We start from the raw sequence: 25,749 nt of genomic DNA on the forward strand, positions 1-25,749 counted from the left end.
TACGGGCGGGGTCGGTGTCGATCCCGCCCTGCGAGGCGCGTCCTTCAATCGCGGTCGATGGCGAAGGGCGACCAGGCCTGGCGGCTCGGCATGATTTCCAGGCGGTTGATGTTGATGTGATCCGGCAGGGTAGCGACGTAGAAAATCTGCTCGGCGATGTCCTCGGCGGTCAGCGGCGTGGTGCTGCCGTACAGCGCGTCGGAGGCGGCCTGGTTGCCCTTGGTACGCACCAGGGTGAATTCGGTTTCGGCCATGCCCGGCGCGATGTCGGTGACACGCACGCCGGTGGCGATGAGGTCACAGCGCAAGTTGAAGCTGAACTGTTTGACGAATGCCTTGGTGGCGCCGTACACGTGGCCGCCCGGGTAGGGCCATTCGCCGGCCACCGAGCCGATGTTGATGATGCTGGTGCCTTTGCCGATTTCCAGCAGCTTCGGCAGCACCGCGTGGGTGACGTTGACCAGGCCGGTGACGTTGGTGTCGATCATGGTGTGCCAGTCTTCCAGGGCGACCTTCTGCGCCGCCTCCGGGGCCAGGGCCAGACCGGCGTTGTTGACCAGCACATCGATACGGTCGAAGGGCGCTTGCAGGCCGTCGACCAGCGCCTTCACCGCGGCGGCATCGCGTACGTCGAGCGCAGCGATGTGCACCGGCACCTGGTCCTGCAATTCGGCCTTCAACTCTTCCAGGCGCTCCAGGCGTCGTCCGCTGAGCACCAGCGCCCAGCCGGCCTCAGCGAAACGTCGTGCCGTGGCGCGGCCGAAACCGGATGTCGCGCCTGTGATGAATGCCACCTTGCTCATGGATAACCTCGTTTTGCTATCAGGGTTCATGGCCTGCTCCTGCATCCGCTTTCGGGCGCAGCTAGAGCAGTCCTACTAGGGTGGGGCGCCAGTGTAAGGAGTCCGGCTAAAGGCCGCGCTCCACAGCTGGCCGCGGATTCATGCGGACAGTTCGAGGAACTTGCGCACGCGTTCGGTTTCCGGGTTGGTGAAGAACTTCTCCGGCGCGGATTTCTCGATCAGCAGGCCCTTTTCCAGGAACACCACCTGATCCGACACCGCGCGAGCGAATTCCATTTCGTGGGTGACCACGATCATGGTGTAGCCCTCGCTGGAAAGATTCTTCATCACCGTCAGCACTTCACCGACCCGTTCCGGGTCGAGTGCCGAGGTTGGCTCGTCGAACAGGATCACCTCCGGACTCATGGCCAGGGCGCGGGCAATTGCCACGCGCTGCTTCTGCCCACCGGAGAGGGTGTAGGGAAAGGCCTCGGCCTTCTGTTCCATGCCGACCTTTTCCAGCAGCGTCTGGGCGATGGCGCGGGCCTCGTCCTTGCGCATCTTTTTCACCTGCATCGGTGCTTCCATGACGTTCTGCAGCACGTTCAAGTGCGGCCACAGGTTGAAGCTCTGGAACACCATGCCGGTCTTGGCGCGAATCGCCGCCAGTTCGCGGTTGTTCATGCGCTTGCCCTGGGCGTCGACGCCGATGCGCTGGCCGGCAATGTGAATACTGCCGCGATCCGGCTCTTCGAGCCAGTTGATACAACGCAGCAGGGTGGATTTGCCCGAACCGGAGGAGCCCAGCACGCTGACCACTTCGCCCTTGTTCACGGTCAACGAGATGTCGCGCAGCACCTCGATACCGTCGAAGCTCTTGGAAAGATTGTCGATCTGTACCGCAGGTGCCTCAGGCATGTTCGAAACCTCGTTTGGCGCCGAACCGGCTCGCCCATTTGAGCGCCAGTTCCAGGCAGATGCTGATGATCCAGTAAAGGGCGATGACCACGATGAACGCCTCGCTGGGAATGAAGTAGGTGGCCTGCACCGAATTGGCCGCAGCGGTCAGTTCCTGCACGGTGATGATGGTGAGAAAGGCGGTGTCCTTCAGCGCGTAGATCAATTGGTTGCCGAGCAGCGGGCGTGTGCGGATCACCAACTGCGGCAGGATGATCCGCCAGTACAGCCGGCCTGGACGAAAGCCATGGGCCTTGGCCGCCTCGACCTGACCGAGTGGCAATACCAGGCGCGCGCCGCGCAGGATCTCGGCGAAGTACGCCGCGTGATAGATGGCCAGCGCCACCAGGCCCGCACCCCAGGCGCTGGGCTTGATGCCCAGGGCCGGCAGGCCGTAGTAGAGCAGGTAGGCCAGCACCAGGAAGGGCAGCATGCGCATCAGGTTGATCGCCCCGCGCAGCAGCGTCGACAACCAGTTGCGGCCCTCCAGCAGGTAAACGCTGAAGCAGCCGATGACGAAGGCCGCCAGCACCGACAGGGCGAACAGGATCAGGGTGTTGAGTGCGCCATTGAGGAAGGCGCCGCGCGCCTCCCAGATGATGCTCCATTCGGTCATGGTCGCGTCCTCACATGGCCAGGCGGTTGGCTTTCTTCTCGGCGATTGCTTGCACCTTGAGCAGCACGCCGATGATCAGCATGTACAGCAGGGCGGCGGCGAGAATCGGTGGCAGCGGCTCGTAGGTCACGGCGCTGATGCGATTGGTCACGCGGGTCAGGTCGACGATGCCGATCACCGCGATGGCCGGGCTGCTCTTGATCAGGAAGGACATCTCGTTGACCAGGCCAGGCAGGCTGCTGGTGATCATCTGCGGCAGCATGATGCGGCGGAAGAACACGCCGTTGGTCATGCCGCAGGCCAGCGCCGCTTCCTTCTGCTCGCGGGAGAAACTGATGAACGCCGTGCGCCAGACCTCGGCATTGAAGGCCGCGGTATTCAGGGTGAGGGCGAGGATTGCCGCCGTGTTGCGGTCCATGGCCAGGCCGAAAGTCGGCGCCGAGAGGAAGATGAACAGCACCAGGGTGACCAGCGGCGTGGCACGCGCCAGGCTGACGTAGAGCACCAGCGCCTGTTCCACGAAGGGGATGCGCGCCATGCGCAGCAGGGCGATGCCCAGGCCGATGACGACGCCCAGGGCGATGGCGATCGAGGAGATCCACAGAGTCGTCCAGGCGCCTTCGAGCAGCAATAACCAGGCTTGTCCGTTCATGTCGGGCTCCTAGAAAAATGGTGGGGTGTGCCAAGCAAGGTCAGGGCCAGGGCTGGCCCTGATAGACGGCAGTGGGTTGACGATGAGCATGTAGGGTGCGCCGTGCGCACCGAAGCGCTGGCAACGTTGACGCTGGTGCGCGGCGCACCCTACGCGGCCATGTCAGAGAGGTGGCCTCGGCCCGCTGTCACATGCCGGCCAGTTCGTGGAACTGCTCGACCTTGGTGATCGGCTCCTTGGGCATGGCCGGGAAGGCTTCGCCGAACCACTTGGTCTGCAGCTCGGCCAGGCGGCCGCTGTCGCGAACTTCGGTCATGAAGCCGGTGAGGAACTCCAGCAGCTCGGGGCTGTTCTTCGGTACCGGCCAGGCGGCGAAACCATCACCGGACACGGCAATGCCCTTGGCGAAGGTGTCACCACGGGTCTTGACCAGGTCGTTGACCGAAATCAGCGCGTTGATCACGTAGTCCAGACGGCCGTTGGCCAGGTCGGCGTAGGCCTCGGGGTAGGACGGGTATTCGGTCACGGTGCCGATTTCGCAGCCCTTGTCAGCCATCATCTTCTTCAGCTCCGGCAGGCGCGCGAGCAGAGCGCTGCCGGCCTGCAGGCCGACGGTCTTACCGCACAGGCTGGCGATATCGCTGAGGCTGTCATCGCCTGCGCGCTTGACGTAGAAGTGCTGCGCCGAGGCGAAGGGCGGGGCGAAGTTGAACACGCGCAGGCGGTCGTCGGTGACCAGGGCGCCGGTGAAGGCCATGTCGTACTGGCCGGACGAAACCGAGGCGAGCAGGCCGGTCCAGGGCAGGATTTCCTGCTTCACATCGAAGCCCTGGGCCTTGGCATAGGTCTTCAGGTCTTCAAGTAGTTCCTTGTGGAAACCCTCCGGCTTGCCGTCGACGATGAAGTTGAACGGCGCGTAGTCATCCTCGGTGGCCACAGTCATCACGCCCTTGGACTTGATGTCGTCGAGGTCGGCGTGGGCGCTCAGCGAGGCGCCGACCAGGCAACTGGCCAGGGCCAGCTTGCGCAGCAGGCCGAAGGGTTTGGAATCGGTTTTCGATGGCTTCATGGGCGTGCTCCAGAGGTGTCGACAAGGGTTGTCCAGGCCGCTCGGCGGCGGTTTCGTTTTCACCTTAGAGACGCCTGACGAGCCGGCGATAGGGGCAGTTCCGGCCTTTGTTCTGGCCAGCGACAGTGGCGCGCTACTTGCTACATCACAGGGTTGTTTGGCTGTTGGAGGGCGCCATGATCGATCACTTTTACCATCTTGATTTCGACCGTCAGCGCGGCCTTCAGGAGCAGCTTCGCGAGTCGCTGGTGTCGGCCATTCTTGGCGGCGGTTTCCCGGCCGACGAGCCGCTGCCATCGTGCCGCAAGCTGTCACAGCAGTTGTCTGTGTCGCGCAATACCGTGGCGTTGGTATACGAGAGCCTGCTCGACAACGGCTACCTGGTCAGCCGCCCGCGCAGTGGCTATTACCTGCACCCCGATTACTGCGGGCAGACCGATGCCGTGCTGCGTATGACGCCGCTGCGCAAGCCGGAACCATCCGATGACAGCAGCGCCGCCACTGCCCCGGATTGGGCCGCGCGCTTTCGTATGCAGCCCAGTTTGAAGCACGGCGTGTTGCGCCCGAGCAACTGGAGCCGCTTCACCTACCCGTTCATCTACGGCCAGCCGATCAGCGAGCTGTTCCCGCTGGAGCGCTGGCGTGAGGTATCACGCAAGAACCTCAGCGGTGAGCGCGACCAGCTCTGGCTGGGCGACCGTTTCGACCGTGACGATGAGCAACTGATCGAGCAACTGCGCACCCGCGTGCTGCCCAAGCGCGGTATCTGGGCGCGTGCCGACGAAATTCTGGTGACCCTCGGTTCGCAGAACGCGCTCTATCTGCTGGCCAGCCTGCTGATGGCGCGCGGTGTGCGCGTTGGCGTGGAGAACCCTGGCTTTCGCGATGCGGCGAGCATATTCGACATCCACGGCGCCAAGGTGCACCTGCAGGATGTCGACGATCAGGGCCTGGTGGTGGACCGGCGCCTGGATGACTGCCAGTACCTCTACGTAACGCCGGGGCACCAGGTGCCCACCGGCGTGGCGATGAGTGCGGCACGGCGCGAGCAGTTGCTGCGGCAGATTCGTGAGCACGACCAGGTGCTGATCGAGGACGACTACGACGCCGAATTCAACCTCGACAACCACCCACTGCCGGCGCTCAAGGCCAGCGACAGCAGCGGCCGGGTGATCTACCTGAGCAGCCTGTCCAAGGCCTTCTCGCCGGGGCTGCGGATCGGCTACATGGTCGCCGACGCCGAGCTGATCGATGAGCTCCGCGCTCTGCGCCGGCTGATGTACCGCCATCCGCCGCTGAACAACCAGCGCATGCTCGCCGACTTCCTCGCCCAGGGGCATTACGACGCGCACCTGCGGCGTTTTCGCGAGGAACATTGCCGCCGTCGCGAGCTGCTCTACCAGGCGCTGCGCAGCGACCTGAGCGACTGCCAGCCGATGGGTAGCCCGGGTGCCAGCGCCTGCTGGCTGGCCGCGCCGCGCGGTGTCGATACCCAGCGCCTGGCCTGGGCGGCGGCGCAGCAGAGCGTGTTGATCGAATCCGGGGCGCAGTTCTTCCTTGGCGAGGGTGCCGCGCCGACCAACTTCATGCGTCTGGGTTTCCATGCTATCGATGCCGAACGCATTCGGCCTGGCGTGCAGAAGCTGGGGGAGGTGTTGGCGGGGTTGTGAAGAGCGGTCGCGGCTAAAGCCCCTCCCACAAATGCTCCGTGACTCTGTGGGAGGGGCTTTAGCCGCGACGGTTATCAGGCAAAGCGCGGTGCGAACAGGGCGAACACTTCATCGAAAATCGCCAGCGCCTCGTTTACCTGCGCGGCGCTGACGATGCACGGCGGCACCACATGGATGCGGTTCTCCACCACGAAGCTGAGCAGCCCGCGCGCGGTCAGCGCAGCCTTCATTTCCTGCATCACCGCTGCCGGCATCGGCGTCTTCTTCTGTACGTCGCTGACGAATTCCAGTGCCCAGAACAGGCCGGCACCACGCGCCTCGCCGATCATCGGGTAGCGCTCGGCCAGTTTCTTCAGGCCCGGGCCGAGCACCTGGGCACCTATATCACGGGCATTCTCCACCATGCCTTCCTCGCTCATCGCATCCAGCGTGGCGACGATGGCGGCCATGGCCAGCGGGTGGCCGGAGTAGGTCAGGCCGCCGGGGAAGAAGTGGTTGTCGAAGTGCTCGCAGATCGGCTGGGAGATCATCACTCCACCGGCCGGCACATAGCCGGAGTTGACGCCCTTGGCGAAGACGATCAGGTCTGGCACCACGCCGAAGTGTTCCAGTGCCAGCCAGGCGCCGGTGCGGCCGAAGCCGGCCATCACTTCGTCGCAGATCAATAGGATGCCGAACTCGTCGGCCAGTTTGCGCACGCCCTGCATATAGCCTTTCGGCGGCACCAGAATGCCGGCGGTGCCGGGAATGCTCTCCAGCAGGATGGCGGCGATGGCACCCGGCCCCTCGCATTCGATGACCCGGCGCAGGTGCTGCAGGGCTCGCGCGCATTCTTCTTCTTCGTTCGCCGCATTGAACTCGGTGCGGTACAGGTAGGGGTTGAAGAAGTGCACATGGCCACGGGCGTATTCGTTGGGCACGCGGCGTGGATCACCGGTGGCGACGATGGCCGCGCCGGTGCTGCCATGGTAGGAGCGGTAGGCGGAGAGGATCTTGTCGCGGCCGGTGTACAGGCGTGCCATGCGCATGGCGTTCTCGTTGGCATCGGCCCCGGCGTTGGTGAAGAACACCTTGGAGAAACCGGCCGGCGCGCGGGCGAGAATGCGCTTGGCCGCTTCGCCACGCATCAGGTTGGCGGTGGCTGGGGCGATGGTCACCAGGCTGCCGGCCTGTTCCTGGATGGCGGCGATGACCTTCGGGTGCTGGTGGCCGATATTGGTGTTGACCAGTTGGCTGCTGAAATCGAGGTAGCGTTTGCCGTCGTAGTCCCACAGCGTGCAGCCCTCGCCACCGGCGATCACCAGCGGGTTGAGGGCGCCCTGGGTCGACCAGGAATGGAAGACGTGCTGGCGATCCAGATCGTGGACGTACTGGTTGCTGATCGGTGTGCTCATGATGACCTCGGGCTGGCCGTTGCGGATGGCTGCACCTTAGGAACAAAGCGGTCGTTGGCCGTAGGGCCAGATACCGGAAGTGGCCGGGTCAGCGCGTCTGGCTCACCGACGTCGGGCAACTGTCCCTAGGCGACCTGTGTGCACAGGCTAGGCTGGAGGCATACGTTTTCAGGAGTGAAACCATGGCCCACGCATTCGAAATCAACACTGCCCCGGTGGCGTCCACTGAAGGCCTGAACAGCCCCGCGATCGCCCAGGCGCGTATCGACCTGGCCGCCTGCTTTCGCATGGCGGCACGGCTCGGCATGGGCGAAGGCATCTGCAATCATTTTTCCGTGGTGGTGCCGGGGCGGCCGGAGCTGTTTCTGGTCAACCCTTATGGCCTGGCCTTCGCCGAGATCACGGCCTCGTCGCTGTTGATCTGCGATTTCGAGGGGCGCGTAGTGCTGGGTGAGGGCCGTCCGGAGGCCACGGCGTTCTTTATCCATGCCCAGTTGCACCGCCTCAACCCCCGCGCCACGGCAGCCTTCCACACCCATATGCCCAACGCCACGGCGCTGTGCATGCTGGAGGGCGAGCCCTTCGTCTGGGCCGGGCAGACCGCGCTGAAATTTTACGAGCGACTGGCCGTGGACGAGGATTACCAGGGCCTGGCGCTCGACTACGCCGAAGGCGAGCGTATCGCCCGCGCGGCAGGCGATGCCGATGTGCTGATGCTGAAGAATCACGGCCCGTTGGTACTGGGGCCGAGCATTGCCGAAGCCTGGGACGATCTCTACTACCTGGAGCGCGCTGCCGAGGTGCAGCTCAAGGCCATGGCCAGCGGTCGGCCGTTGAAGGCGGTGATACCGGCGATTGCCAGTGCGGCGTGCCGGCAGATGCTGCAGGGCAACGCCGAAAGCGCGCACCTGCATCTTGAGAGCGTGAAACGCCAGTTGCTGCGCGAGGGGGCGGATTTCGCCGAGTAACTGGTTGGTGGGCGGGTGAGGCGTCGCCCACCCTACAAATCGCTCGCTTGCCGTAGGGTGGGCTTCAGCCCACCAATGGACACCCCCGGATATTTCTGGCGGGTTGCACCCGCCCTACGTTGCGCATCAGATCGCTACCAGCCCGCGCACGCCTTCGGCTTCCATGTTCGCGCCACGACCCTGCTGGACGATCTCGCCACGGCTCATCACCAGATACTGGTCGGCCAGTTCGGCGGCGAAGTCGTAGAACTGTTCGACCAGCAGGATGGCCATGTCGCCTCGGGCGGCGAGCTTCTTGATCACCGCGCCGATCTCCTTGATCACCGAGGGCTGGATGCCTTCGGTGGGCTCGTCGAGGATCAGCAGGCGCGGCTGGCTGGCCAGGGCTCGACCGATGGCCAGCTGTTGCTGCTGACCACCGGACAGGTCGCCGCCACGGCGATGCTTCATCTCGCGCAGTACCGGGAACAGCTCGTAGATGAATTCCGGCACGGCCTTGGCCTGGCTGCCGGGAAAACGCGACAGGCCCATCAACAGGTTCTCTTCCACTGTCAGGCGGCCGAAGATCTCGCGGCCCTGGGGCACGTAGGCGATACCGGCGTGTACGCGCTGGTGCGGTTTGAAGCCGGTGATTGGCTTGCCTTCCCATTGCACGCTGCCGTCCTTGGCCGGGATCAGGCCCATCAGGCACTTGAGCAGGGTGGTCTTGCCCACGCCGTTGCGGCCGAGCAGGCAGGTGACCTCGCCGACCTTCACGTCGAACGACAAGCCACGAAGGATGTGGCTGCCGCCGTAATACTGGTGGAGTTGTTGGACTTGCAGCATATCGATGTCCTTAAGCATGCGGTGCGCGCGGCGCACCCTACGGGATAAGCCGCGCCGGGTAGGGTGCGCCGTGCGCACCGACTGTCAGCGACCGAGATAAACCTCGATCACCCGCTCGTCGTTCTGTACCTGCTCCAGCGAGCCTTCGGCCAGCACGCTGCCCTGGTGCAGCACGGTGACGTGGTCGGCGATGCTGCCGACGAAGCCCATGTCGTGCTCGACCACCATCAGCGAGTGCTTGCGTGCCAGCGACTTGAACAGCTCGGCGGTGAACTCGGTCTCGGCATCGGTCATGCCGGCCACCGGCTCGTCGAGCAGCAGCAGGTGCGGCTCCTGCATCAGCAGCATGCCGATCTCGAGAAACTGTTTCTGGCCGTGGGAGAGCAGGCCAGCCGGACGGTTGCGCGAGGCTTCCAGGCGGATGGTGGTCAGCACTTCCTCGATACGATCCTTCTGCTCGCCGTTGAGCCTGGCGCGCAGGCTGGCCCATACCGATTTGTTGGTCTTCTGCGCCAGTTCCAGGTTCTCGAACACCGTCAGCGCTTCGAACACCGTGGGCTTCTGGAACTTGCGGCCGATGCCGGCCTGGGCGATCTCCACCTCGCTCATGCTGGTGAGGTCGTACTGTTCGCCGAAGTAGGCCACGCCGTTGTCCGGCCGGGTCTTGCCGGTGATCACGTCCATCATGGTGGTCTTGCCGGCGCCGTTGGGGCCGATGATGCAACGCAGCTCACCGACGCCGATATACAGCGTCAGGTTGGTCAGCGCCTTGAAGCCATCGAAGCTGACGTTGATGTCTTCCAGGGTGAGGATGGTGCCATGGCGGACGTTTACGCCCTTACCGACGTTCTTGCCGGTGTCCAGCGCCAGGCCGGTGGGGTCGAAGGCGGCTTCGAGCATGGTTTCAGGGACCGGAGTGGCTTTCATTGATCCTTCTCCTTGCGCAATAGGCCGACGACGCCGCGCGGCAGGAACAGGGTAACGACGATAAACAGCGCACCGAGCGCGAACAGCCAGTATTCCGGGAAGGCCACGGTGAACCAGCTCTTCATGCCGTTGACCAGACCAGCGCCAAGCAGCGGGCCGATCAGTGTGCCGCGGCCGCCCAGAGCGACCCACACGGCGGCTTCGATGGACTGCGTCGGCGCCATTTCGCTGGGGTTGATGATGCCCACCAGTGGCACGTACAGCGCACCGGCCAGACCGCACAGCACCGCGCTCAAGACCCAGATGAACAGCTTGTAACCGCGCGGATCGTAGCCGCAGAACATCACCCGATTCTCGGCGTCACGCAGGGCGGTGAGCACCCGGCCGAACTTGCTGCGTGCCAGGCGAAAGCCCAGGTACAGGCTGCCCACCAGCAGCGCCACGGTGGCCAGGAACAGCACGGCGCGGGTGCCCTGCGCGGTGATGTCGAAGCCGAGGATGCGGGTGAAGCCGGTGAAGCCATTGTTGCCGCCGAAGCCGGTCTCGTTGCGGAAGAACAGGAGCATGCCGGCGAAGGTCAGCGCCTGGGTCATGATCGAGAAGTACACGCCCTTGATCCGCGAGCGGAAGGCGAAGAAGCCGAACACCAGCGCCAGCAGGCCGGGCGCCAGCACCACCAGACACATGGCCCAGAGGAAGCTGGAGGTGCCGTACCAGTACCAGGGCAACTCGTTCCAGGCGAGAAAGCTCATGAAGGCCGGCAGGCCGTCCCCGGCGCTTTGGCGCATCAGGTACATGCCCATGGCGTAGCCGCCGAGGGCGAAGAACAGGCCGTGGCCCAGCGACAGCATGCCGGCGTAGCCCCAGACCAGATCCAGCGCCAGTGCGACGATGGCGTAGCAGAGGATCTTGCCCACCAGGGTCAGGCTGTATGCCGAGACGTGCAGGGCATGGTCGGCCGGCAGCAGGTGCAGCAGCGGCATGGCGAGCAGCACGGCCAGCACCAGCAGGCCGATGGCGATGGAGACCTGCGGGCCGAGCTTGGCGCTGGCGCGGGCCAGCAGCGTTTGATTTATTGCATTCATCAGTCGATCACTCGTCCTTTAAGCCCGTAGGGTGGGTGCAACCCGCCGCTGCAGTGATGGCGTTCGGTCTGTCTGGCGGGTTTCACCCGCCCTACGCCCGTTGGCGCAATAACGGTCGCTGGTCATCAGTCGATCACCCGTCCTTTGAGAGCGAAGAGGCCTTGCGGGCGTTTCTGGATGAACAGGATGATCAGCGCGAGGATGAGGATCTTGCCGAGCACGGCACCGATCTGCGGCTCGAGGAATTTGTTCACCACGCCCAGGCCGAAGGCGGCCAGCACGCTACCGGCCAGTTGCCCGACGCCGCCAAGCACCACCACCAGGAACGAGTCGATGATGTAGCTCTGACCGAGGTCGGGGCCGACGTTGCCGATCTGGCTCAAGGCCACGCCGCCGAGGCCGGCGATGCCCGAGCCGAGACCGAAGGCCAGCATGTCCACGCGCCCGGTGGGCACGCCGCAGCAGGCGGCCATGTTGCGGTTCTGCGTCACCGCGCGCACGTTCAGGCCCAGGCGCGTCTTGTTCAGCAGCAGCCAGGTCAGGACCACGACGAACAAGGCGAAGCCGATGATGACGATGCGGTTGTACGGCAGCACCAGGTTCGGCAGTACCTGCACGCCGCCGGACAGCCAGGCCGGGTTGGCCACTTCGACGTTCTGCGCGCCGAAGGTGACGCGCACCAGCTGGATCAGAATCAGGCTGATGCCCCAGGTGGCCAGCAGGGTTTCCAGCGGGCGGCCGTAGAGATGGCGGATCACCGTGCGTTCCAGGGCCATGCCGATGCAGGCGGTGACCAGAAAGGCGATGGGCAACGCGGCCAGCGGGTAGAGCGTGAGGTATTCGGGGGCCAGGCGCTGGAAGCTCAGCTGCACCACGTAGGTGGTGTAGGCACCGAGCATCAGCATCTCGCCGTGGGCCATGTTGATCACCCCGAGCAGGCCGAAGGTGATGGCCAGACCGAGTGCGGCCAGCAGCAGGATCGAACCCAACGACAGGCCGCTGAAGGCCTGGCCGAGCAGTTCGCCGATCAGCAGTTTGTTCTTCACCTGGGCCAGGCTCTGCTCGGCAGCGGCGCGCACGGTGGCATCGCTTTCTTCACCATCGAGCAGGCTTTGCAGGCGCGTACGGGCTAGCGGGTCGCCGGTCTTGCCCAGACGCTCCACGGCAGCCAGGCGCACAGCTGGGTCGCTGGCCTCCAGCTGCAGGTTGGCCAGGGCCAGGGTGATAGCGTCGCGTACATTCTCGTCGGCTTCCATGCTCAGGCGGTTTTCCAGCAAGGGCAGCAATGCCGGCGGTGTATTGCGTTGCAGTTGCTTGGCAGCAGCGAGGCGCACGGCGGCGGCGTCATCGAGCAACTGATGGCTGGCCACGGTGAAGGCGATCAGGCCGCGCAGGCGGTTGTTCAGGCGCAGTTTGCGTGGCGTGCCGTTGGCTTCGGCATTGCCATCAGCGGCTTGCCAGGTGCCGTCCTGTTCGATGAAGGCACGTTTGTCGGCATCGCTGCCGACGCGGCCCTGCTGCAGGGCTTGCAGCAGTGGCATGCGTTCGGTGTTGGGCGTGGCGGCCCAGTCCTGCAGCAGTTTGGCCTGTTTGCTGGCGTTGGCAGCGACGAAATCGTCGGCCTCGCCAGCCTGTGCCGCCAGTGGCAGCAACAGCAACAGGCTCAGGAGAATTCGGGTAAGGGCAGTGGGCATAAGGGTGTCCTTGGCGTAGCCCGGATGACGTCCGGGGCGAGCTTCCCGGATTGCATCCGGGCTACGGCGACCCTCTCCCCCGGCCCCTCTCCCGCAAGCGGGAGAGGGGAGACAAGCGGCACTGCAAGCCATTGACGAGCTGTGGTTGCCGCTTGCGGGAGAGGGGGCTTTTGCCTTAGTTCGACTTCACCGGGGTATCGGCTTTCTTGTCGTTGCCTTCGATGAAGGGGCTCCACGGCTGGGCGCGAACCGGGCCGTCGGTTTCCCAGACCACGGAGAACTGACCGTCTTCCTGGATTTCGCCGATCATCACCGGCTTGTGCAGGTGGTGGTTCTTCTCGTCCATCTTCAGGGTGAAGCCGCTCGGTGCCGCGAACTCCTGGCCAGCCATGGCTTCACGCACCTTGTCGACGTCGGTGGTGCCGGCTTTCTCGACGGCCTGCGCCCACATGTGGATGCCCACGTAGGTGGCTTCCATCGGGTCGTTGGTCACCACGGTGTCGGCGTTCGGCAGCTTCTTGGCCTTGGCGTAGGCTTTCCAGTCGGCGACGAACTTCTCGTTGACCGGGTTTTCCACGGACTGGAAGTAGTTCCAGGCCGCCAGGTGGCCGACCAGCGGCTTGGTGTCGATGCCGCGCAGTTCTTCTTCACCCACGGAGAAGGCCACAACCGGCACCTCGGTGGCTTCCAGACCCTGGTTGGCCAGTTCCTTGTAGAACGGCACGTTGGAGTCGCCGTTCACGGTGGAAACCACGGCCGTCTTGCCGCCAGCGGAGAACTTCTTGATGTTGGCGACGATGGTTTGATAGTCGCTATGACCGAAGGGGGTGTAGACCTCTTCGATGTCCTTGTCGGCGATGCCCTTGCTGTTGAGGAAGGCGCGCAGGATCTTGTTGGTGGTACGCGGGTAGACGTAGTCGGTGCCGAGCAGGAAGAAGCGCTTGGCGGCGCCGCCGTCTTCGCTGAGCAGGTATTCCACCGCCGGGATGGCCTGCTGGTTTGGCGCTGCACCGGTGTAGAAGACGTTCGGCGACATCTCTTCGCCTTCGTACTGCACCGGGTAGAACAGCAGGCCGTTGAGCTCTTCATAGACCGGCAGCACGGATTTGCGCGATACCGAGGTCCAGCAGCCGAAGGTCACCGCGACCTTGTCCTGGGTCAGCAACTGGCGGCCACGCTCGGCAAACAGCGGCCAGTTCGACGCCGGGTCGACCACTACCGCTTCGAGCTGCTTGCCGAGTACACCGCCCTTGGCGTTGATCTCGTCGATGGTCATCAGCGCCATGTCTTTGAGCGAGGTTTCGGAAATGGCCATGGTGCCGGACAGCGAGTGCAGGACGCCGACCTTGATGGTCTCGGCGGCCTGGATGGACCAGCTCAGGCCCATGGCGGCGATGGAAGCGGAAAGGGTAAAGGCCTTGATCAGGCTGCGACGTTGCATGGTGCGATCTCCATTCACAAGTGTGATTAAGTGGACAGCGTTTTTATTGGTGGCAGTGATTCAAAGGTCATTACGTCACCCTTGTGCCGGCAGTGCCCGTTGCCGGGCGCTGTGCAGCATGTGCAGGGTGATCTTGCGCACTTCCGCTTTGCTGACCTCTATGTGGGTCTTGAGCAATAGCTGTGCCTCTTCGCAGCGACGCGACAGGATCGCGCCGAGGATGCGTGCGTGTTCCTCGTATGTGATTTCCACGCGCGGCCCCTGGGTGAAGTCCAGGCGCCTGATAATTCGGATCTTTTCGCTGACTTCGGCATGCAGGCGGGCCATCTCGCGATTGCCGGCGGCTTCCAGCAGTTGGCAGTGAAAACGTTCGTCCAGACGCGAGACTTCGCGGCCGTCCTGCAGGCGCTGCTCGGGTTGCACCATCCAGGTGCAACGCAGCTGTTCCAGTGCATCCGGCAGCTCGCCATTGGGGCGTTCGCACAGGCGCTTGACCGCCTCGAGTTCTAGGACGATGCGCACCTCGTACAGCTCCTCGAAGTGAGCGAAATCGAACGGCTTGACCTGCCAACCGCTGCGGAAATACACCTCCAGATAGCCCTCGCGCTCCAGGCGATACAACGCCTGGCGCACCGGCGTGCGGCTGGCGGCCATGCGCTCGGCGATCTCGCCTTCGGAAAAACGATCACCCGGCAGCAGGCGGAACTCGAAGATGTCGTCCTTGAGCTGCAGGTAGATGCGCTCGGCGAGATTTTCCGGGCGCTCCTTGCCACGCTTGGCCGGGCTGACCAGTTGCATCTCAGGCCGCCTCGTTCGGGGTCAGCAGGAGCAGGGCATCGCCCGGCGTCACCGTCTTGCCGGGGGCGCAACGCAGCGACTTGACCGTACCGGCCACTGGCGCGGTCACCGCCAGTTCCATCTTCATCGCCTCGACCACCAGCAGCGGGGTCCCGGCCTCCACATGCTGGCCAGGCTCGACCAGCACCTTCCACACGCTGCCGCTCATCTCGGCGGCGACCAGATGGCCGTCCAGATCGGCGTCGTCATGGCTCGTGCTGGTCAACGCTTGTGCGGCGCTCGGATCGTCGTCCTTCCACAGCTCGACTTCGGCATTGAACGCGGCTTTCTGCTGGCGCTGGAAGGCTTCGATATCGGCGGCGTTGTCGGCGATGAAGCGGTTGTAGGCGGCGAAGTCGAATTCGCTTTCCTCGATGCGGATCTGCGCGCGGCCCTCGCGGAATGCTTCGCGGAATTGATCCAGCTCGGCCTCGCTGACCGGGTAGAAGCGCACCTGGTCGAAGAAGCGCAGCAGCCAGGGCTGGCCATTCTCGAACTGCGCGTTCTTCACGTACTTGTTCCAGATCGGCAGGGTGCGACCGACCAGTTGATAGCCGCCGGGCGAGTCCATGCCGTAGATGCACATGTACATGCCGCCGATGCCCACGGTGCCTTCGGCGGTGAAGGTGCGCGCCGGGTTGTACTTGGAGCTGAGCAGGCGATGACGCGGGTCCAGCGGCACGGCGCAGGGCGCGTCGAGATAGACATCGCCGAGGCCGAGGATCAGGTAGCTGGCGTCGAACAGGATGTCGCGTACCTGCTCGCGGCTGGCCAGGCCATTGGCGCGCTGGATGAAGTCGACGTTGTTCGGCAGCCAGGGCGCCTCGCTGCGCACGGTTTCGCGGTAGCGTTCGACGGCAGCGAGGGTGGCGCTGTCCTCGAAGGCCATGGGCAGGTGGACGATACGGGTCGGCACCTTGAGCTCGGCGACATCACCAAGCTGGCGCTCCAGGCGCAGCAGGTGGTCGAGCAGGGTGCGCTGGTGCAGCACGCGGCTGTCGTAGCGCAGTTGCAGCGAACGTACGCCGGGGGCTAGCTCTTCCAGGCCACGCAGCGGCTCGGCCTTGAGCGCTTCCATCAGCAGATGTACGCGCAGGCGCAGGGCCAGATCCAGCACGTTGTCGCCGTATTCCAGCAGGATGTAGGCATCACCAGCCTGGCGATACACCGCACGAGGGCGGCTGCCCTCGGCCGGCAGCTCGGCCAGCACGGTGGCGGAAACGGTGGTGTCCGGTTGCAGCGACGGCGCTGGCAGGGTCACCGCGCTGATCGCCGCCAGGGCCTCGATGCTGCCCAGTTGCGCCTGCTCCAGGCTCTGCGCCTGCTGGAAACCGATGGGGTGAAAGCGCAGCTTGTCGCCGGGCTTGACCTGGCCGACCTTCCACAGCTCGGCCTTGGCGATGGTCACCGGGCAGACGAAACCGCCGAGGCTGGGGCCGTCCTTGGTCAGGATCACCGGGAAGTCACCGGTGAAGTTGATCGAACCGATGGCGTATTCGCAGTCATGCACGTTGGACGGATGCAGGCCGGCCTCGCCGCCATCGGCTCGCGCCCAGCTCGGTTTCGGGCCGCTCAGACGCACACCGAGGCGGTTGGAGTTGTAATGTACCTCCCACTCGGCGGCGAAGAATTCCTCGATGGCTTCAGCGGTGAAGAAGTCCGGCGCACCGTGCGGGCCATAGAGCACGCTGATGTTCCAGGTGGTGCCGTAGCTGGGGATCAGGCTCGGGTGAGCCGCCTGCGGCGGCGCGACCGGAGCGGGCGTGGTGCAGGCTGGTAGCTCGGGCTGGGAGATGGCCAGCATGTCGGCGGTACGCAGGGTGCGCCCAGCATGCCCGCCGAACTGGCCGAGGGCGAAGGTGGAGCGGCTGCCCAGATACAGCGGCACGTCCAGGCCATTGCGCACGGCGAGATAGGTGCGGCAGCCGCTGACGGCGCGGCCCAGCTTGAGCACCTGGCCGGCCTTGACCTCGATTGGCTGCCAGTAGGCCACCGTCGCATCGTCCAGGGTGGCCGGGCAGTCGGCGCCGGTCAGGGCGATCAGTGCGTCGCTGTGAAAGCGCAGCGTCGGGCCTTGCAGGGTAAATTCCAGGCCGGCGGCCTCGGCAGCGTTGCCGACGATACGGTTGGCCAGGCGGAAGGCGAAATCATCCATCGGCCCGGACGGCGGTACGCCGATATCCCAGTAACCGAGACGACCGGGATAGTCCTGCACGCTGGAGTAGGTGCCCGGCTCCAGCACTTCGATGACGCTGGCCTTGAAGGAAAAACTGTCGAGCAGACGCGTCCACACTTCACCTTGGGCGAAGCGTTCTTCGGCCACCACCTGGCGCAGGTAGTCGAGGTTGCTGGCGATGCCGTGCAGGCGGGTTTCGCCCAAGGCTTTCTGCAGCTTGCCGATGGCCTCAGCGCGCGTGTCGGCATGAACGATCAGCTTGGCGATCATCGGGTCGTAGAAGGCCGAGACTTCGCTGCCGGTGCTGACCCAGCCGTCGACGCGCACGTCGTCCGGGAAGTGCACATCGGTGAGCACGCCCGGGCTGGGCTGGAAGTTCTTCAGCGGGTCTTCGGCGTAGATCCGTACTTCTATGGCAGCGCCTTGCGGGGCGCGGTTCAGCGCGGCCCAGTCCAGCGCATCGCCTGCGGCCACGCGCAGCATGCATTCGATCAGATCCAGGCCGGTGACCATCTCGGTGACCGGGTGCTCGACCTGCAGGCGGGTGTTCACTTCGAGGAAGTAGAAATCGTCGCGGGCGGCGTCGTAGATGAATTCCACGGTGCCGGCGCTGCGGTATTTAACCGACTCGCCAAGCTGTACGGCAGCGGCATGCAAACGCTCGCGGGTGGCCTGCGGCAGGTTCGGCGCCGGGGTCTCCTCGACCACCTTCTGGTTGCGCCGCTGCAGCGAGCAGTCGCGCTCGCCGAGGGCGGCAACGCGGCCGGCACCGTCGCCGAAAATCTGTACTTCTACGTGGCGCGCCTGATCGACGAAACGCTCTAGGAACACCCCAGCATCGCTGAAGAACTGCTCGCCCATGCGCTTGACGCTTTCATAGGCGCTGGCCAGCGCGGCGGCGTCGCTGCAGCGGGTCAGGCCGATGCCGCCACCGCCTGCGGTGGTCTTGAGCATTACCGGGTAGCCGATGCTGTCGGCGGCGCTCAGTGCTTCTTCCAGGCTCTGCAGCAGGCCGGTGCCCGGCGCCATTGGCACCTGGGCCTGGGCGGCCAGTTCGCGTGCTCTGTGCTTTAGGCCGAACTCGCGAATCTGCTCGCCAGTCGGGCCGACGAAGGCGATGCCGGCTGCTTCGCAGGCATCGGCGAACTCGGCGCTTTCCGAGAGAAATCCGTAGCCAGGGTAGATGGCCTGGGCGCCAGTTTCTTGCGCGGCGGCGAGTATCTTGTCGATACGCAGGTAGCTGTCAGCCGGCTTGTCGCCGCCCAGGGCGATGGCAATATCGGCGTCGCGTACGTGCTGGGCATTGCGGTCGGCGTCGGAGTAGACGGCGACGCTTTTGACGCCCAGGCGTTTGAGCGTGCGAATGGCTCTGACGGCGATCTCGCCACGGTTGGCGATCAGTACGGTATGGAACATCTGTTGCGGCCTCCTGGCTTGCTGCGCGCATGTGCGGCAGGCACTGATTAGTCCCCTCTCCCCTCGGGGAGAGGGCTAGGGAGAGGGGGCATGCAGGCCACCTTCTCCCCTGCTATTCACTTTCTGGTTTCGGCGATAAAGGCGCGCCAGCCACCAAAGCTGGTGATGTCACGGGCGCCATTCAGCGCGTAGGGCTCGCAGATAAAGCCCTTGACCCAACGGCCATCGGCCAGCTCCAGGTTGCCGATGCCCAAGGGGGGCGGGATCTCGGCGACGAACTCGCCGAAGCGCGCCTGCGGCACGTCCCACAGCTCGACGATGATCTCGGCGCCGTCCTCGGCGACCCGTGCCAGGCCCGGTTTGGGTGGCACGGTGCCGGGCAGGGCATAGAGGCGGTAATGCGCGGCGCTGGTGGTCTGCTCCACCAGCACGGCATCGCGTGTGGTGAGCTGGAAGTTCAGCGGCATGCCGGTCAGGTGCGCGCCGACCACGGCAACACGGATGCAACCGGGCGCTGGCTTGTCGCTGAGGGTTTGTGCTGGCAGCGGCTTGCCGGTAGCGCCCAGCGGCAGATTGACGGCCTGCTGCCAGCGCTGGCCGAAGGCGGCCAGTGCCTGGTCATGCCAGGCTGGGGCGAGCAGGGTGATGCCGGCCGGTAGGCCGTCGGCGCGCAGCCCTGCCGGCACGGCGAGGGCGGCCAGGTCGGCGAGGTTGGTGAAGTTGGTGTAGGTGCCGAACTGGCTGTTGAACAGCACCGGTTCGACGTCCATCTCGGCCAGGGTGCGGATGGTTGGTGAGGTCGGCACCACCAGGGCGTCGAAGCCGGCCAGGGCGTCGTTGATCACGCGGCTCAGTTCGGCGCGAATGTACTCGGCCTTGTAGGCGTCGCAGGCGCTGTACTTGTGGCCGTTGTCGACGATGCCGCGCACCACCGGGTTGATGTGTTCGGGGTTCACGCCCTCCACCGCGACGGTGCGTTCGGCGACCCAGGGGCCGTAGTAGAGCTGCTCGGCCAGTTGCTGGAAGGGGGCGAAATCGATCTCCACCAGCTCGGCGCCCAGTTCGCGCAGTCTGCCCAGTGCGGCCTCGTAGACGGCCTGGTTCTGGCTGTCGCCGAAGAACTCGGGGTTGGCCGGTACGGCCAGGCGCGGATTGGTCGGCATGCCGACCTTGGCGCTATTCGGGTTTTTGCGGCTGTAGGCATCGGCGGCGTCATAGCCGCCAGCGATGTTGGCCACGGCCAGGGCATCGCTGACGGTCAGGGCGAACACCGAGATGCAGTCGACCGTGCGGCAGGCCGGCACCAGGCCGGTGTTGGGCAGCCAGCCCTTGGTCGGCTTGAGCCCGACGATATTGTTGAAACCCGCCGGCACGCGGCCCGAACCGGCGGTGTCGGTGCCCAGCGAGAAGGGCACCAGACCACGGGCGACCACACTGGCCGAGCCGGAGCTGGAACCACCGCTGACGTAAGCCGGGTTGAAACTGTTAGGCACCGCGCCGTGAGGCGAGCGGGTGCCGACCAGGCCGGTGGCGAACTGGTCGAGGTTGGTCTTGCCGATAAGGATGGCGCCGGCGGCGCGCAGACGAGCGACAGCGGTGGCGTCGGCTTCGGCGCTGTAGGCAAACTCGGGGCAGGCGGCGGTGGTCGGCCAGCCGGCGGCGTCGATATTGTCCTTGATGGCAAAGGGCACGCCGTACAGCGGCAGCTTGTTCAGATCGCCAGCGGCGTTTTCCAGCACGCTGGTCAGGGCATCGAGTTGAACCTCTAGCTGAGCTTCGCTGGCCAGGGCGATCCAGGCGTTGTCATCAGTGCGCAGTTCGAGGCGCAGGGCATGCAGCAGTTCGGCAGGGGATTGGCCGTCACGGTAGGCCTGTTGCCACTGCGCGAGGGTGAAAGCGATAGGTGCGTTGGACATGCTTAGAGATTCCATCTTGTATCCAAGTTGGAATCGCTAGAGCAATGAGGATGCCAGTTTTGCGCAGGCCTTTATTTTCGGGGATTTCAGGGCAACTGCAGGGGTTTGGGCGAGAGGCGTTGCACCGAGGTGGGGCTGGCTTGCAAGCGAATGGTGCAGGGTTTTAAAGGGCTGGCGGTGCGCGCAGCGCACCCTACGGGATCGTGGGGCCAGCGGCGTAGCCCGGATGAAATCCGGGGCAGGTCATACGCTTATCGCGGCGTTACGGCACCAGGTAATTCTTCACCCCGGTGAAGATGATCTGCGCGGCCAGGGCGCAGACGAACAAGCCCATCAAACGGCTGACGATCTGCAGCCCCTGGTCGCCGAGCAGGCGCTCGAACTGGTTGGACAGGTACAGCACTACGCCCACGGTGAGGCTGGCGAGAAAGATCGCTGCCACCGCTACCAGCTTGTCGTCCCAGTGCGGCTGGCTGGCGCCCATCAGCAGCAGGGCGCCGATGGTGCCGGGGCCGACGGTGATGGGGATGGTCAGCGGTACGATGGTCACGTCCTGCTGCACGTTATCGCTCTGCACCGCCGATTTGCCCTGGGCCATGCCGAGGGCGGAGATGAACAGCACCGACCCTGCGCCGATACGGAAGGCGTCGATGGTGATGCCGAACAGGGTGAAGATGTGCTTGCCGAACAGGTACAGCAGCACGCTGGCGATCAGCGTGGCCAGCGCCACCTTCCAGGCCAGGCGCTTGCGTTCCTTGAGGGTGTAGCCGCGACTGAGGCCGATAAAGCAGGAGAGGACGAAGAAGGGGCTGTAGAGCACCAGCATCTTCAGGTACAGGCTGAACATATCGGCCATGGGGACTCGCTTGAGATGGGTGGACTGAGGTAGGGCGGATCGGAACGCCGACCGCTCGTAGCGAAGCGAACAGTCCGCCGCACTTCGTCACAGCGCAAATCCAGCGGCGTACTGCTTCGCGAGTACGCCCTACGATACCTCGCGCTGGCGACGCAGTTCGCGTTCGGCGATCCAGTGCTCGATCAGCTCGCGCAGTTGCGACAGCTCCACCGGCTTGGACATGTGCCCGTCCATGCCGACGGCACGCGCGCGTTCCTTGTGTTCACTGAGGATATGCGCGGTCAGCGCCACCACCGGCGTGCGCGGGCGCTTCTCGCTCTTTTCCCAGGCGCGCAGCTGTTCGGTCGCAGAGAAACCGTCTAGCACCGGCATCTCGCAGTCCATCAGCACCAGGTCGTAGGGCTGTGCCTTCATCGCGCTGAGGGCTTCTTCGCCGTTGCTGGCAGTGTCCGGCTTGAGGTTGAGCTTGCCGAGCATGCCGCGGATCACCTTGGTGGAGATGCTGTTGTCTTCGGCCACCAGGATGCGGAAGTCGGCCGGCACGTTCAGTGGTGTGCTCACCGGCGTCGGTGCGGCTTGGGCGGGGGTGTCGTTGGGGCGCTGTGCCAGCTCGTCGGCCAGGGTGGTCTTGAGTGTGTAGCCGGCCACCGGCTTGGCCAGGATGCGCTTGATCCCGGCGTTACGTGCGATCACCTTGCTCGGCGCGTTGCTGATGCCGGTGAGCATGATGATCAGAATGTCGTGATTGAGGCTCGGGTCTTCCTTGATCTTGGCGGCCAGCTGCATGCCGGTCATGCCGGGCATGTCCTGGTCGAGCAGCACCGCGTCGAAGTATTCACGCATGTGTGCCTTGGTGCGCAGCAGGGCCAGGGCCTCCTTGCCGGAGGGCACGGCGCTGACCTGCATGCCCCAGGCATTGCACTGCTGCATCAGCACCTTGCGGCAGGTGTCGTTGTCGTCCACCACCAGCAGGCGTGCACCCTGCAGCGGGCTGTCCAGGTCGGTTTCCGGCTGTTCCAGGCGGGCGGCGTCCAGCGGCAGGGTCAGCCACAGGGTCGTGCCCTGGTTGCCGCTGCCCTGGATGCCGAACTCGCCGCCCATCAGGCGTACCAGTTGGCGCGCGATGATCAGGCCGAGACGCCCGCCCAGGCGGGTGGCAGAAAGGAAGTCGCGGCTCTGCAGTTCGGCGTTGAGCAGGGCGTCGCGCTCTTCCGCCAGCAGCGGTCGGCCGCTGTCCTGCACGGCGATGCGCAGGCGGTGCTGGCCGTCGCTGCTGTCGAGTGCGGCGACCAGCAGGATCTCGCCCTCGTCGGTCTGCTTGAAGGCATTGTCCAGCAGGCTGAGCAGGGCCTGGCGCAGGCGCGTCGGGTCGCCGCTGATCACCCGTGGTACCTGCGGCTGGATGAAGCTGATCAGCTCCACGCGCTGTTGTTCGGCCTTGGCGCGGAAGATATCGAGGCAGTCTTCGATCAGTGCGCCGAGGTCGAACTGCACGTCGTCCAACTCGATCTGCCCGGATTCGAGCTTGGAAATGTCGAGGATTTCGTTGATCAGGGTGAGCAGCTCGTTGCCCGAACTGTGGATGGTCTGCACGTAGTCACGCTGCTTGGCCGACAGCGGCGTGCCCAGCAGCAACTCGGTCATGCCCAGTACACCGTTCATCGGTGTGCGGATCTCGTGGCTGATCTTGGCCAGGAACTCGGCCTTGGCCTTCAGCTCGGCGCTGCTGGCGGCCAGGGCGGTGCTTTCCTGCAGGGTGTCGCGCTGGATCTGCCGCTGCCGTTCGGTCAGCGACACGCTGAGAATCAGGCCGGCCAGGGTGGCAACGCTGAACACGCCCAGTACCAGCCAGCCCGGATTGAGCTGATCGAAACCCAGCAGCACCGGCACGAAGAAGCCGAAGCCCAGGTTGAAAACCAGCATGCCGATGGTGATCAGGCGTGCCGGCTGATAACCGGCGCGCCAGTGCCGGCTGCTCACCAGCAGCAGATTGATTGCACTCAGGGCCACCAGCAGGTAGACCAGCGAGCTGAACCAGAACAATCCGGTGACGGCGATACACAGGGCGTAGACCAGTATCAGCAGGGCATTGCCCTGCAGCAGGCGATTGAGCGGGCTGCGCTGCACGGGGGTGCCGTGCATGAAGCTCAGGCCAAAGGCCAAGGCGCTGAAGGCGGCGAACAGCGCGGAGAGGTCGGCGATCAATGACTGGTTGTAGCCCAGGCTGGGTAGCCACTGGGCGAAAATGCCGAGGTTGGCCGAGGAGCACACGGCCAGGCCGATGTTCACCCCGGCCAGCCACAGGCCGCTGGCGCTGCGGCTGTAGATGAAGCGGATGAGGTTGTACAGGGTCAGCAGCAGCAGAGCACCGAACAGCATGCCGTAGAGGTAGGCGGGTTTTTCCAGGCTGACCAGTTCGGCCTGATCCATCACCTTGAACCAAGTCATCAGCGGGTGGTTGGAGGTCAGGCGGACATAGGCGACGCGGGCATGGCCGTCATTGGGCAACGGCATCAGATAGAAGCGCGACGGCAGCGGTCGCGAATCCAGCGGCATGGCCTCGCCGGTGTGCAGGTTCTGCTCCAGCTGGCCATCTCTCAGCAGGTAGTAATCGAGGTACTGCACCCGCGGCGAGAATATCCACAGCCAGGCGGGCTGCTGTTGCGGTGCGAATTCGGCACGAAGCCAGACGGCGTGGTCACTGGGCGGGAAGGTAAAGGATTGCTTGCTGAGGGGCTTGAACTGCTGGCGCTGGGCGCGGACTTCTTCGAGGCCCAGGCGGGCACTGGCGTCGACCAGATAGGACCAGCTGTGCGCGCTTGTTGGGACCGAGTTCGCACTGGCTGTCAGCGCAAGGCTGAGAAACAGCATGCTGGCGAGTAGTCCGATGGCAATCCTGAGCCGGCGCACGGGCAAAATCCTTCTAAATGAGTGGCCGGATTATAGCCAAGCATCTGCTCGCGGGAACATGGTGCAGCCAGGCATTTTTAAGGCTTTTTGCTGGTAAAAACCGCCTTTTACCGGGCTGCACCCTGTTTATCAGTCCTCGCCGCGCTCGCGGGCGATCGCCCGATAGCCGATGTCGTTACGGTGGAACATGCCGTTCCAGCGAATCTTCTCGGCCAGGCGGTAGGCCTGCTGCTGGGCATCGGCAACGCTGGCGCCGATGGCGGTGGCGCAGAGTACGCGACCGCCAGCGGTGACGATCTGGCCGTCCTTCAGTGCGGTACCGGCGTGGAACACCTTGCCGTCGAGCTTGGCGGCTTCATCCAGACCGTCGATTACATCGCCCTTGGCATAGTCGCCCGGGTAGCCACCGGCGGCCAGCACCACGCCCACGGTCGGACGCGGGTCCCAGGTCGCTTCGACCTTGTCCAGCGCCTTGGCCAGGGCAGCCTCGACCAGCAGCACCAGGGAGCTTTCCAGACGGCACATGATCGGCTGGGTTTCCGGGTCGCCGAAGCGGCAGTTGAATTCGATGACCTTGGGCTTGCCCGCCTTGTCGATCATCAGGCCGGCATAGAGGAAGCCGGTGTAGACGTTGCCTTCGCTGGCCATGCCGCGCACGGTGGGGTAGATCACCTCGTCCATCACGCGCTTGTGTACTTCGGCGGTGACTACCGGGGCTGGCGAGTAGGCGCCCATGCCGCCGGTATTCGGGCCGCTGTCGCCGTCGCCGACGCGCTTGTGGTCCTGGCTGGTGGCCATCGGCAGCACGTTCTCGCCGTCGACCATGACGATGAAGCTGGCTTCTTCGCCGTCGAGGAATTCCTCGATCACCACGCGCGAACCGGCTTCACCGAAGGCGTTGCCGGCGAGCATGTCGCGCACCGCGTCTTCGGCTTCGGCCAGGGTCATGGCGACGATCACGCCCTTGCCTGCGGCCAGGCCGTCGGCCTTGATCACGATCGGTGCACCTTTCTCACGCAGGTAAGCCAGCGCCGGCTCGATCTCGGTGAAGTTCTGGTAGTCGGCAGTCGGGATCTTGTGACGGGCCAGGAAATCCTTGGTGAAGGCCTTGGAGCCTTCCAGCTGGGCTGCGGCAGCGGTGGGGCCGAAGATGTCCAGTTTGCGGCTGCGGAACAGATCGACCACGCCTTTGACCAGCGGCGCTTCCGGGCCGACGATGGTCAGTTGCACGTTCTTCTCGGCGAAATCGGCCAGCTCTTCGATGGCCAGCACGTCGATGGCGACGTTCTCACACTTGGCTTCCACCGCAGTGCCGGCGTTGCCCGGGGCGACGAAGACCTTCTCGACGCGTTTGTCCTGCGCCACTTTCCAGGCCAGGGCGTGTTCACGACCGCCGCTGCCGATGATCAGTACGTTCATGGGGTTCTCCTGAGCGTTCCCGGATTTCATCCGGGCTACGTTCTACAAAATTCGAGGTCGCGATGAAGCCGGTAGATGCTAGGCGCCCCAGGTTTCGACAAGCGCAGTTGCCGACTGGCAATGAGCATTGGCGGAACCT

The 25,749-nt window shown here is 64.7% G+C and carries 19 protein-coding genes; 2 read left to right on the forward strand and 17 right to left on the reverse strand.

Annotated elements, in window-relative coordinates; genetic code table 11:
- Positions 1 to 44: 44 nt before the first annotated feature.
- From BLT86_RS22930 to BLT86_RS22950, 5 genes are all read right to left on the reverse strand, one after another.
- Positions 45 to 803 (reverse strand): SDR family NAD(P)-dependent oxidoreductase, encoded by a 759-nt coding sequence (locus BLT86_RS22930; protein WP_059390382.1) that lies wholly within the window; start codon positions 801 to 803, stop codon positions 45 to 47.
- Between the two features lie 138 nt (positions 804 to 941).
- Entirely contained in the window at positions 942 to 1,700 is a 759-nt protein-coding gene (locus BLT86_RS22935) for an amino acid ABC transporter ATP-binding protein (RefSeq protein ID WP_017678735.1), read from the reverse strand.
- Positions 1,693 to 2,355, reverse strand: a complete 663-nt coding sequence (locus BLT86_RS22940) for an amino acid ABC transporter permease (RefSeq protein ID WP_092379825.1) — start codon at positions 2,353 to 2,355, stop codon at positions 1,693 to 1,695. Before BLT86_RS22940 ends, BLT86_RS22935 begins: the two co-directional genes overlap by 8 nt.
- A 10-nt stretch (positions 2,356 to 2,365) precedes the next feature.
- Complete coding sequence (locus BLT86_RS22945) at positions 2,366 to 3,007, reverse strand: amino acid ABC transporter permease (RefSeq protein ID WP_017678737.1); 642 nt, start codon at positions 3,005 to 3,007, stop codon at positions 2,366 to 2,368.
- A gap of 187 nt (positions 3,008 to 3,194) precedes the next feature.
- Entirely contained in the window at positions 3,195 to 4,076 is an 882-nt protein-coding gene (locus tag BLT86_RS22950) for a transporter substrate-binding domain-containing protein (protein WP_197676078.1), read from the reverse strand.
- 176 nt (positions 4,077 to 4,252) lie between these two features.
- On the opposite strand from BLT86_RS22950, the gene pdxR reads away from it, so the two are divergent.
- On the forward strand, positions 4,253 to 5,746 hold the full coding sequence (gene pdxR, locus BLT86_RS22955) for a MocR-like pyridoxine biosynthesis transcription factor PdxR (protein ID WP_017678739.1): 1,494 nt from the start codon (positions 4,253 to 4,255) through the stop codon (positions 5,744 to 5,746).
- Positions 5,747 to 5,820: 74 nt separating this feature from the next.
- Here pdxR and BLT86_RS22960 read toward each other — a convergent pair whose 3' ends face one another.
- On the reverse strand, positions 5,821 to 7,140 hold the full coding sequence (locus BLT86_RS22960) for an aspartate aminotransferase family protein (RefSeq protein ID WP_092379827.1): 1,320 nt from the start codon (positions 7,138 to 7,140) through the stop codon (positions 5,821 to 5,823).
- A gap of 182 nt (positions 7,141 to 7,322) precedes the next feature.
- On the opposite strand from BLT86_RS22960, the gene BLT86_RS22965 reads away from it, so the two are divergent.
- The gene (locus tag BLT86_RS22965; protein ID WP_092379830.1) at positions 7,323 to 8,108 is read left to right on the forward strand and encodes an aldolase; all 786 of its coding nucleotides are present in this window, start codon (positions 7,323 to 7,325) and stop codon (positions 8,106 to 8,108) included.
- Positions 8,109 to 8,234: 126 nt separating this feature from the next.
- Here the strand turns inward: BLT86_RS22965 and urtE are convergent, their stop codons facing one another.
- The 11 genes from urtE to purD all read right to left on the reverse strand — a co-directional run bounded on the left by urtE (position 8,235) and on the right by purD (position 25,610).
- Positions 8,235 to 8,933 (reverse strand): urea ABC transporter ATP-binding subunit UrtE, encoded by a 699-nt coding sequence (gene urtE, locus BLT86_RS22970; RefSeq protein ID WP_092379832.1) that lies wholly within the window; start codon positions 8,931 to 8,933, stop codon positions 8,235 to 8,237.
- A gap of 84 nt (positions 8,934 to 9,017) precedes the next feature.
- Positions 9,018 to 9,860: an urea ABC transporter ATP-binding protein UrtD gene (gene urtD, locus BLT86_RS22975; protein ID WP_021487931.1), complete on the reverse strand. Its 843-nt coding sequence runs from the start codon at positions 9,858 to 9,860 to the stop codon at positions 9,018 to 9,020.
- Entirely contained in the window at positions 9,857 to 10,945 is a 1,089-nt protein-coding gene (urtC, locus tag BLT86_RS22980; protein WP_092379834.1) for an urea ABC transporter permease subunit UrtC, read from the reverse strand. The genes urtD and urtC overlap by 4 nt, the downstream gene beginning before the upstream one ends.
- A gap of 125 nt (positions 10,946 to 11,070) precedes the next feature.
- Positions 11,071 to 12,639: an urea ABC transporter permease subunit UrtB gene (gene urtB, locus BLT86_RS22985; RefSeq protein WP_021487933.1), complete on the reverse strand. Its 1,569-nt coding sequence runs from the start codon at positions 12,637 to 12,639 to the stop codon at positions 11,071 to 11,073.
- A gap of 175 nt (positions 12,640 to 12,814) precedes the next feature.
- Positions 12,815 to 14,080 (reverse strand): urea ABC transporter substrate-binding protein, encoded by a 1,266-nt coding sequence (gene urtA / locus BLT86_RS22990; protein WP_017678746.1) that lies wholly within the window; start codon positions 14,078 to 14,080, stop codon positions 12,815 to 12,817.
- Positions 14,081 to 14,155: 75 nt separating this feature from the next.
- Complete coding sequence (locus tag BLT86_RS22995; protein WP_021487935.1) at positions 14,156 to 14,878, reverse strand: GntR family transcriptional regulator; 723 nt, start codon at positions 14,876 to 14,878, stop codon at positions 14,156 to 14,158.
- 1 nt (position 14,879) lies between these two features.
- Positions 14,880 to 18,509, reverse strand: coding sequence for an urea carboxylase (uca, locus tag BLT86_RS23000; protein ID WP_092379836.1), 3,630 nt, complete (start codon positions 18,507 to 18,509; stop codon positions 14,880 to 14,882).
- A gap of 116 nt (positions 18,510 to 18,625) precedes the next feature.
- The gene (atzF, locus tag BLT86_RS23005; protein ID WP_197676079.1) at positions 18,626 to 20,425 is read right to left on the reverse strand and encodes an allophanate hydrolase; all 1,800 of its coding nucleotides are present in this window, start codon (positions 20,423 to 20,425) and stop codon (positions 18,626 to 18,628) included.
- A gap of 262 nt (positions 20,426 to 20,687) precedes the next feature.
- The gene (locus BLT86_RS23010; protein WP_021487938.1) at positions 20,688 to 21,281 is read right to left on the reverse strand and encodes a MarC family protein; all 594 of its coding nucleotides are present in this window, start codon (positions 21,279 to 21,281) and stop codon (positions 20,688 to 20,690) included.
- 129 nt (positions 21,282 to 21,410) lie between these two features.
- Positions 21,411 to 24,191: a hybrid sensor histidine kinase/response regulator gene (locus tag BLT86_RS23015; RefSeq protein WP_197676080.1), complete on the reverse strand. Its 2,781-nt coding sequence runs from the start codon at positions 24,189 to 24,191 to the stop codon at positions 21,411 to 21,413.
- 129 nt (positions 24,192 to 24,320) lie between these two features.
- Positions 24,321 to 25,610, reverse strand: a complete 1,290-nt coding sequence (gene purD, locus BLT86_RS23020) for a phosphoribosylamine--glycine ligase (RefSeq protein ID WP_092379843.1) — start codon at positions 25,608 to 25,610, stop codon at positions 24,321 to 24,323.
- Between the last annotated feature and the right edge of the window lie 139 nt (positions 25,611 to 25,749).

The sequence above is a fragment of the Pseudomonas sihuiensis genome (assembly GCF_900106015.1).
Taxonomy (GTDB): domain Bacteria; phylum Pseudomonadota; class Gammaproteobacteria; order Pseudomonadales; family Pseudomonadaceae; genus Aquipseudomonas; species Aquipseudomonas sihuiensis.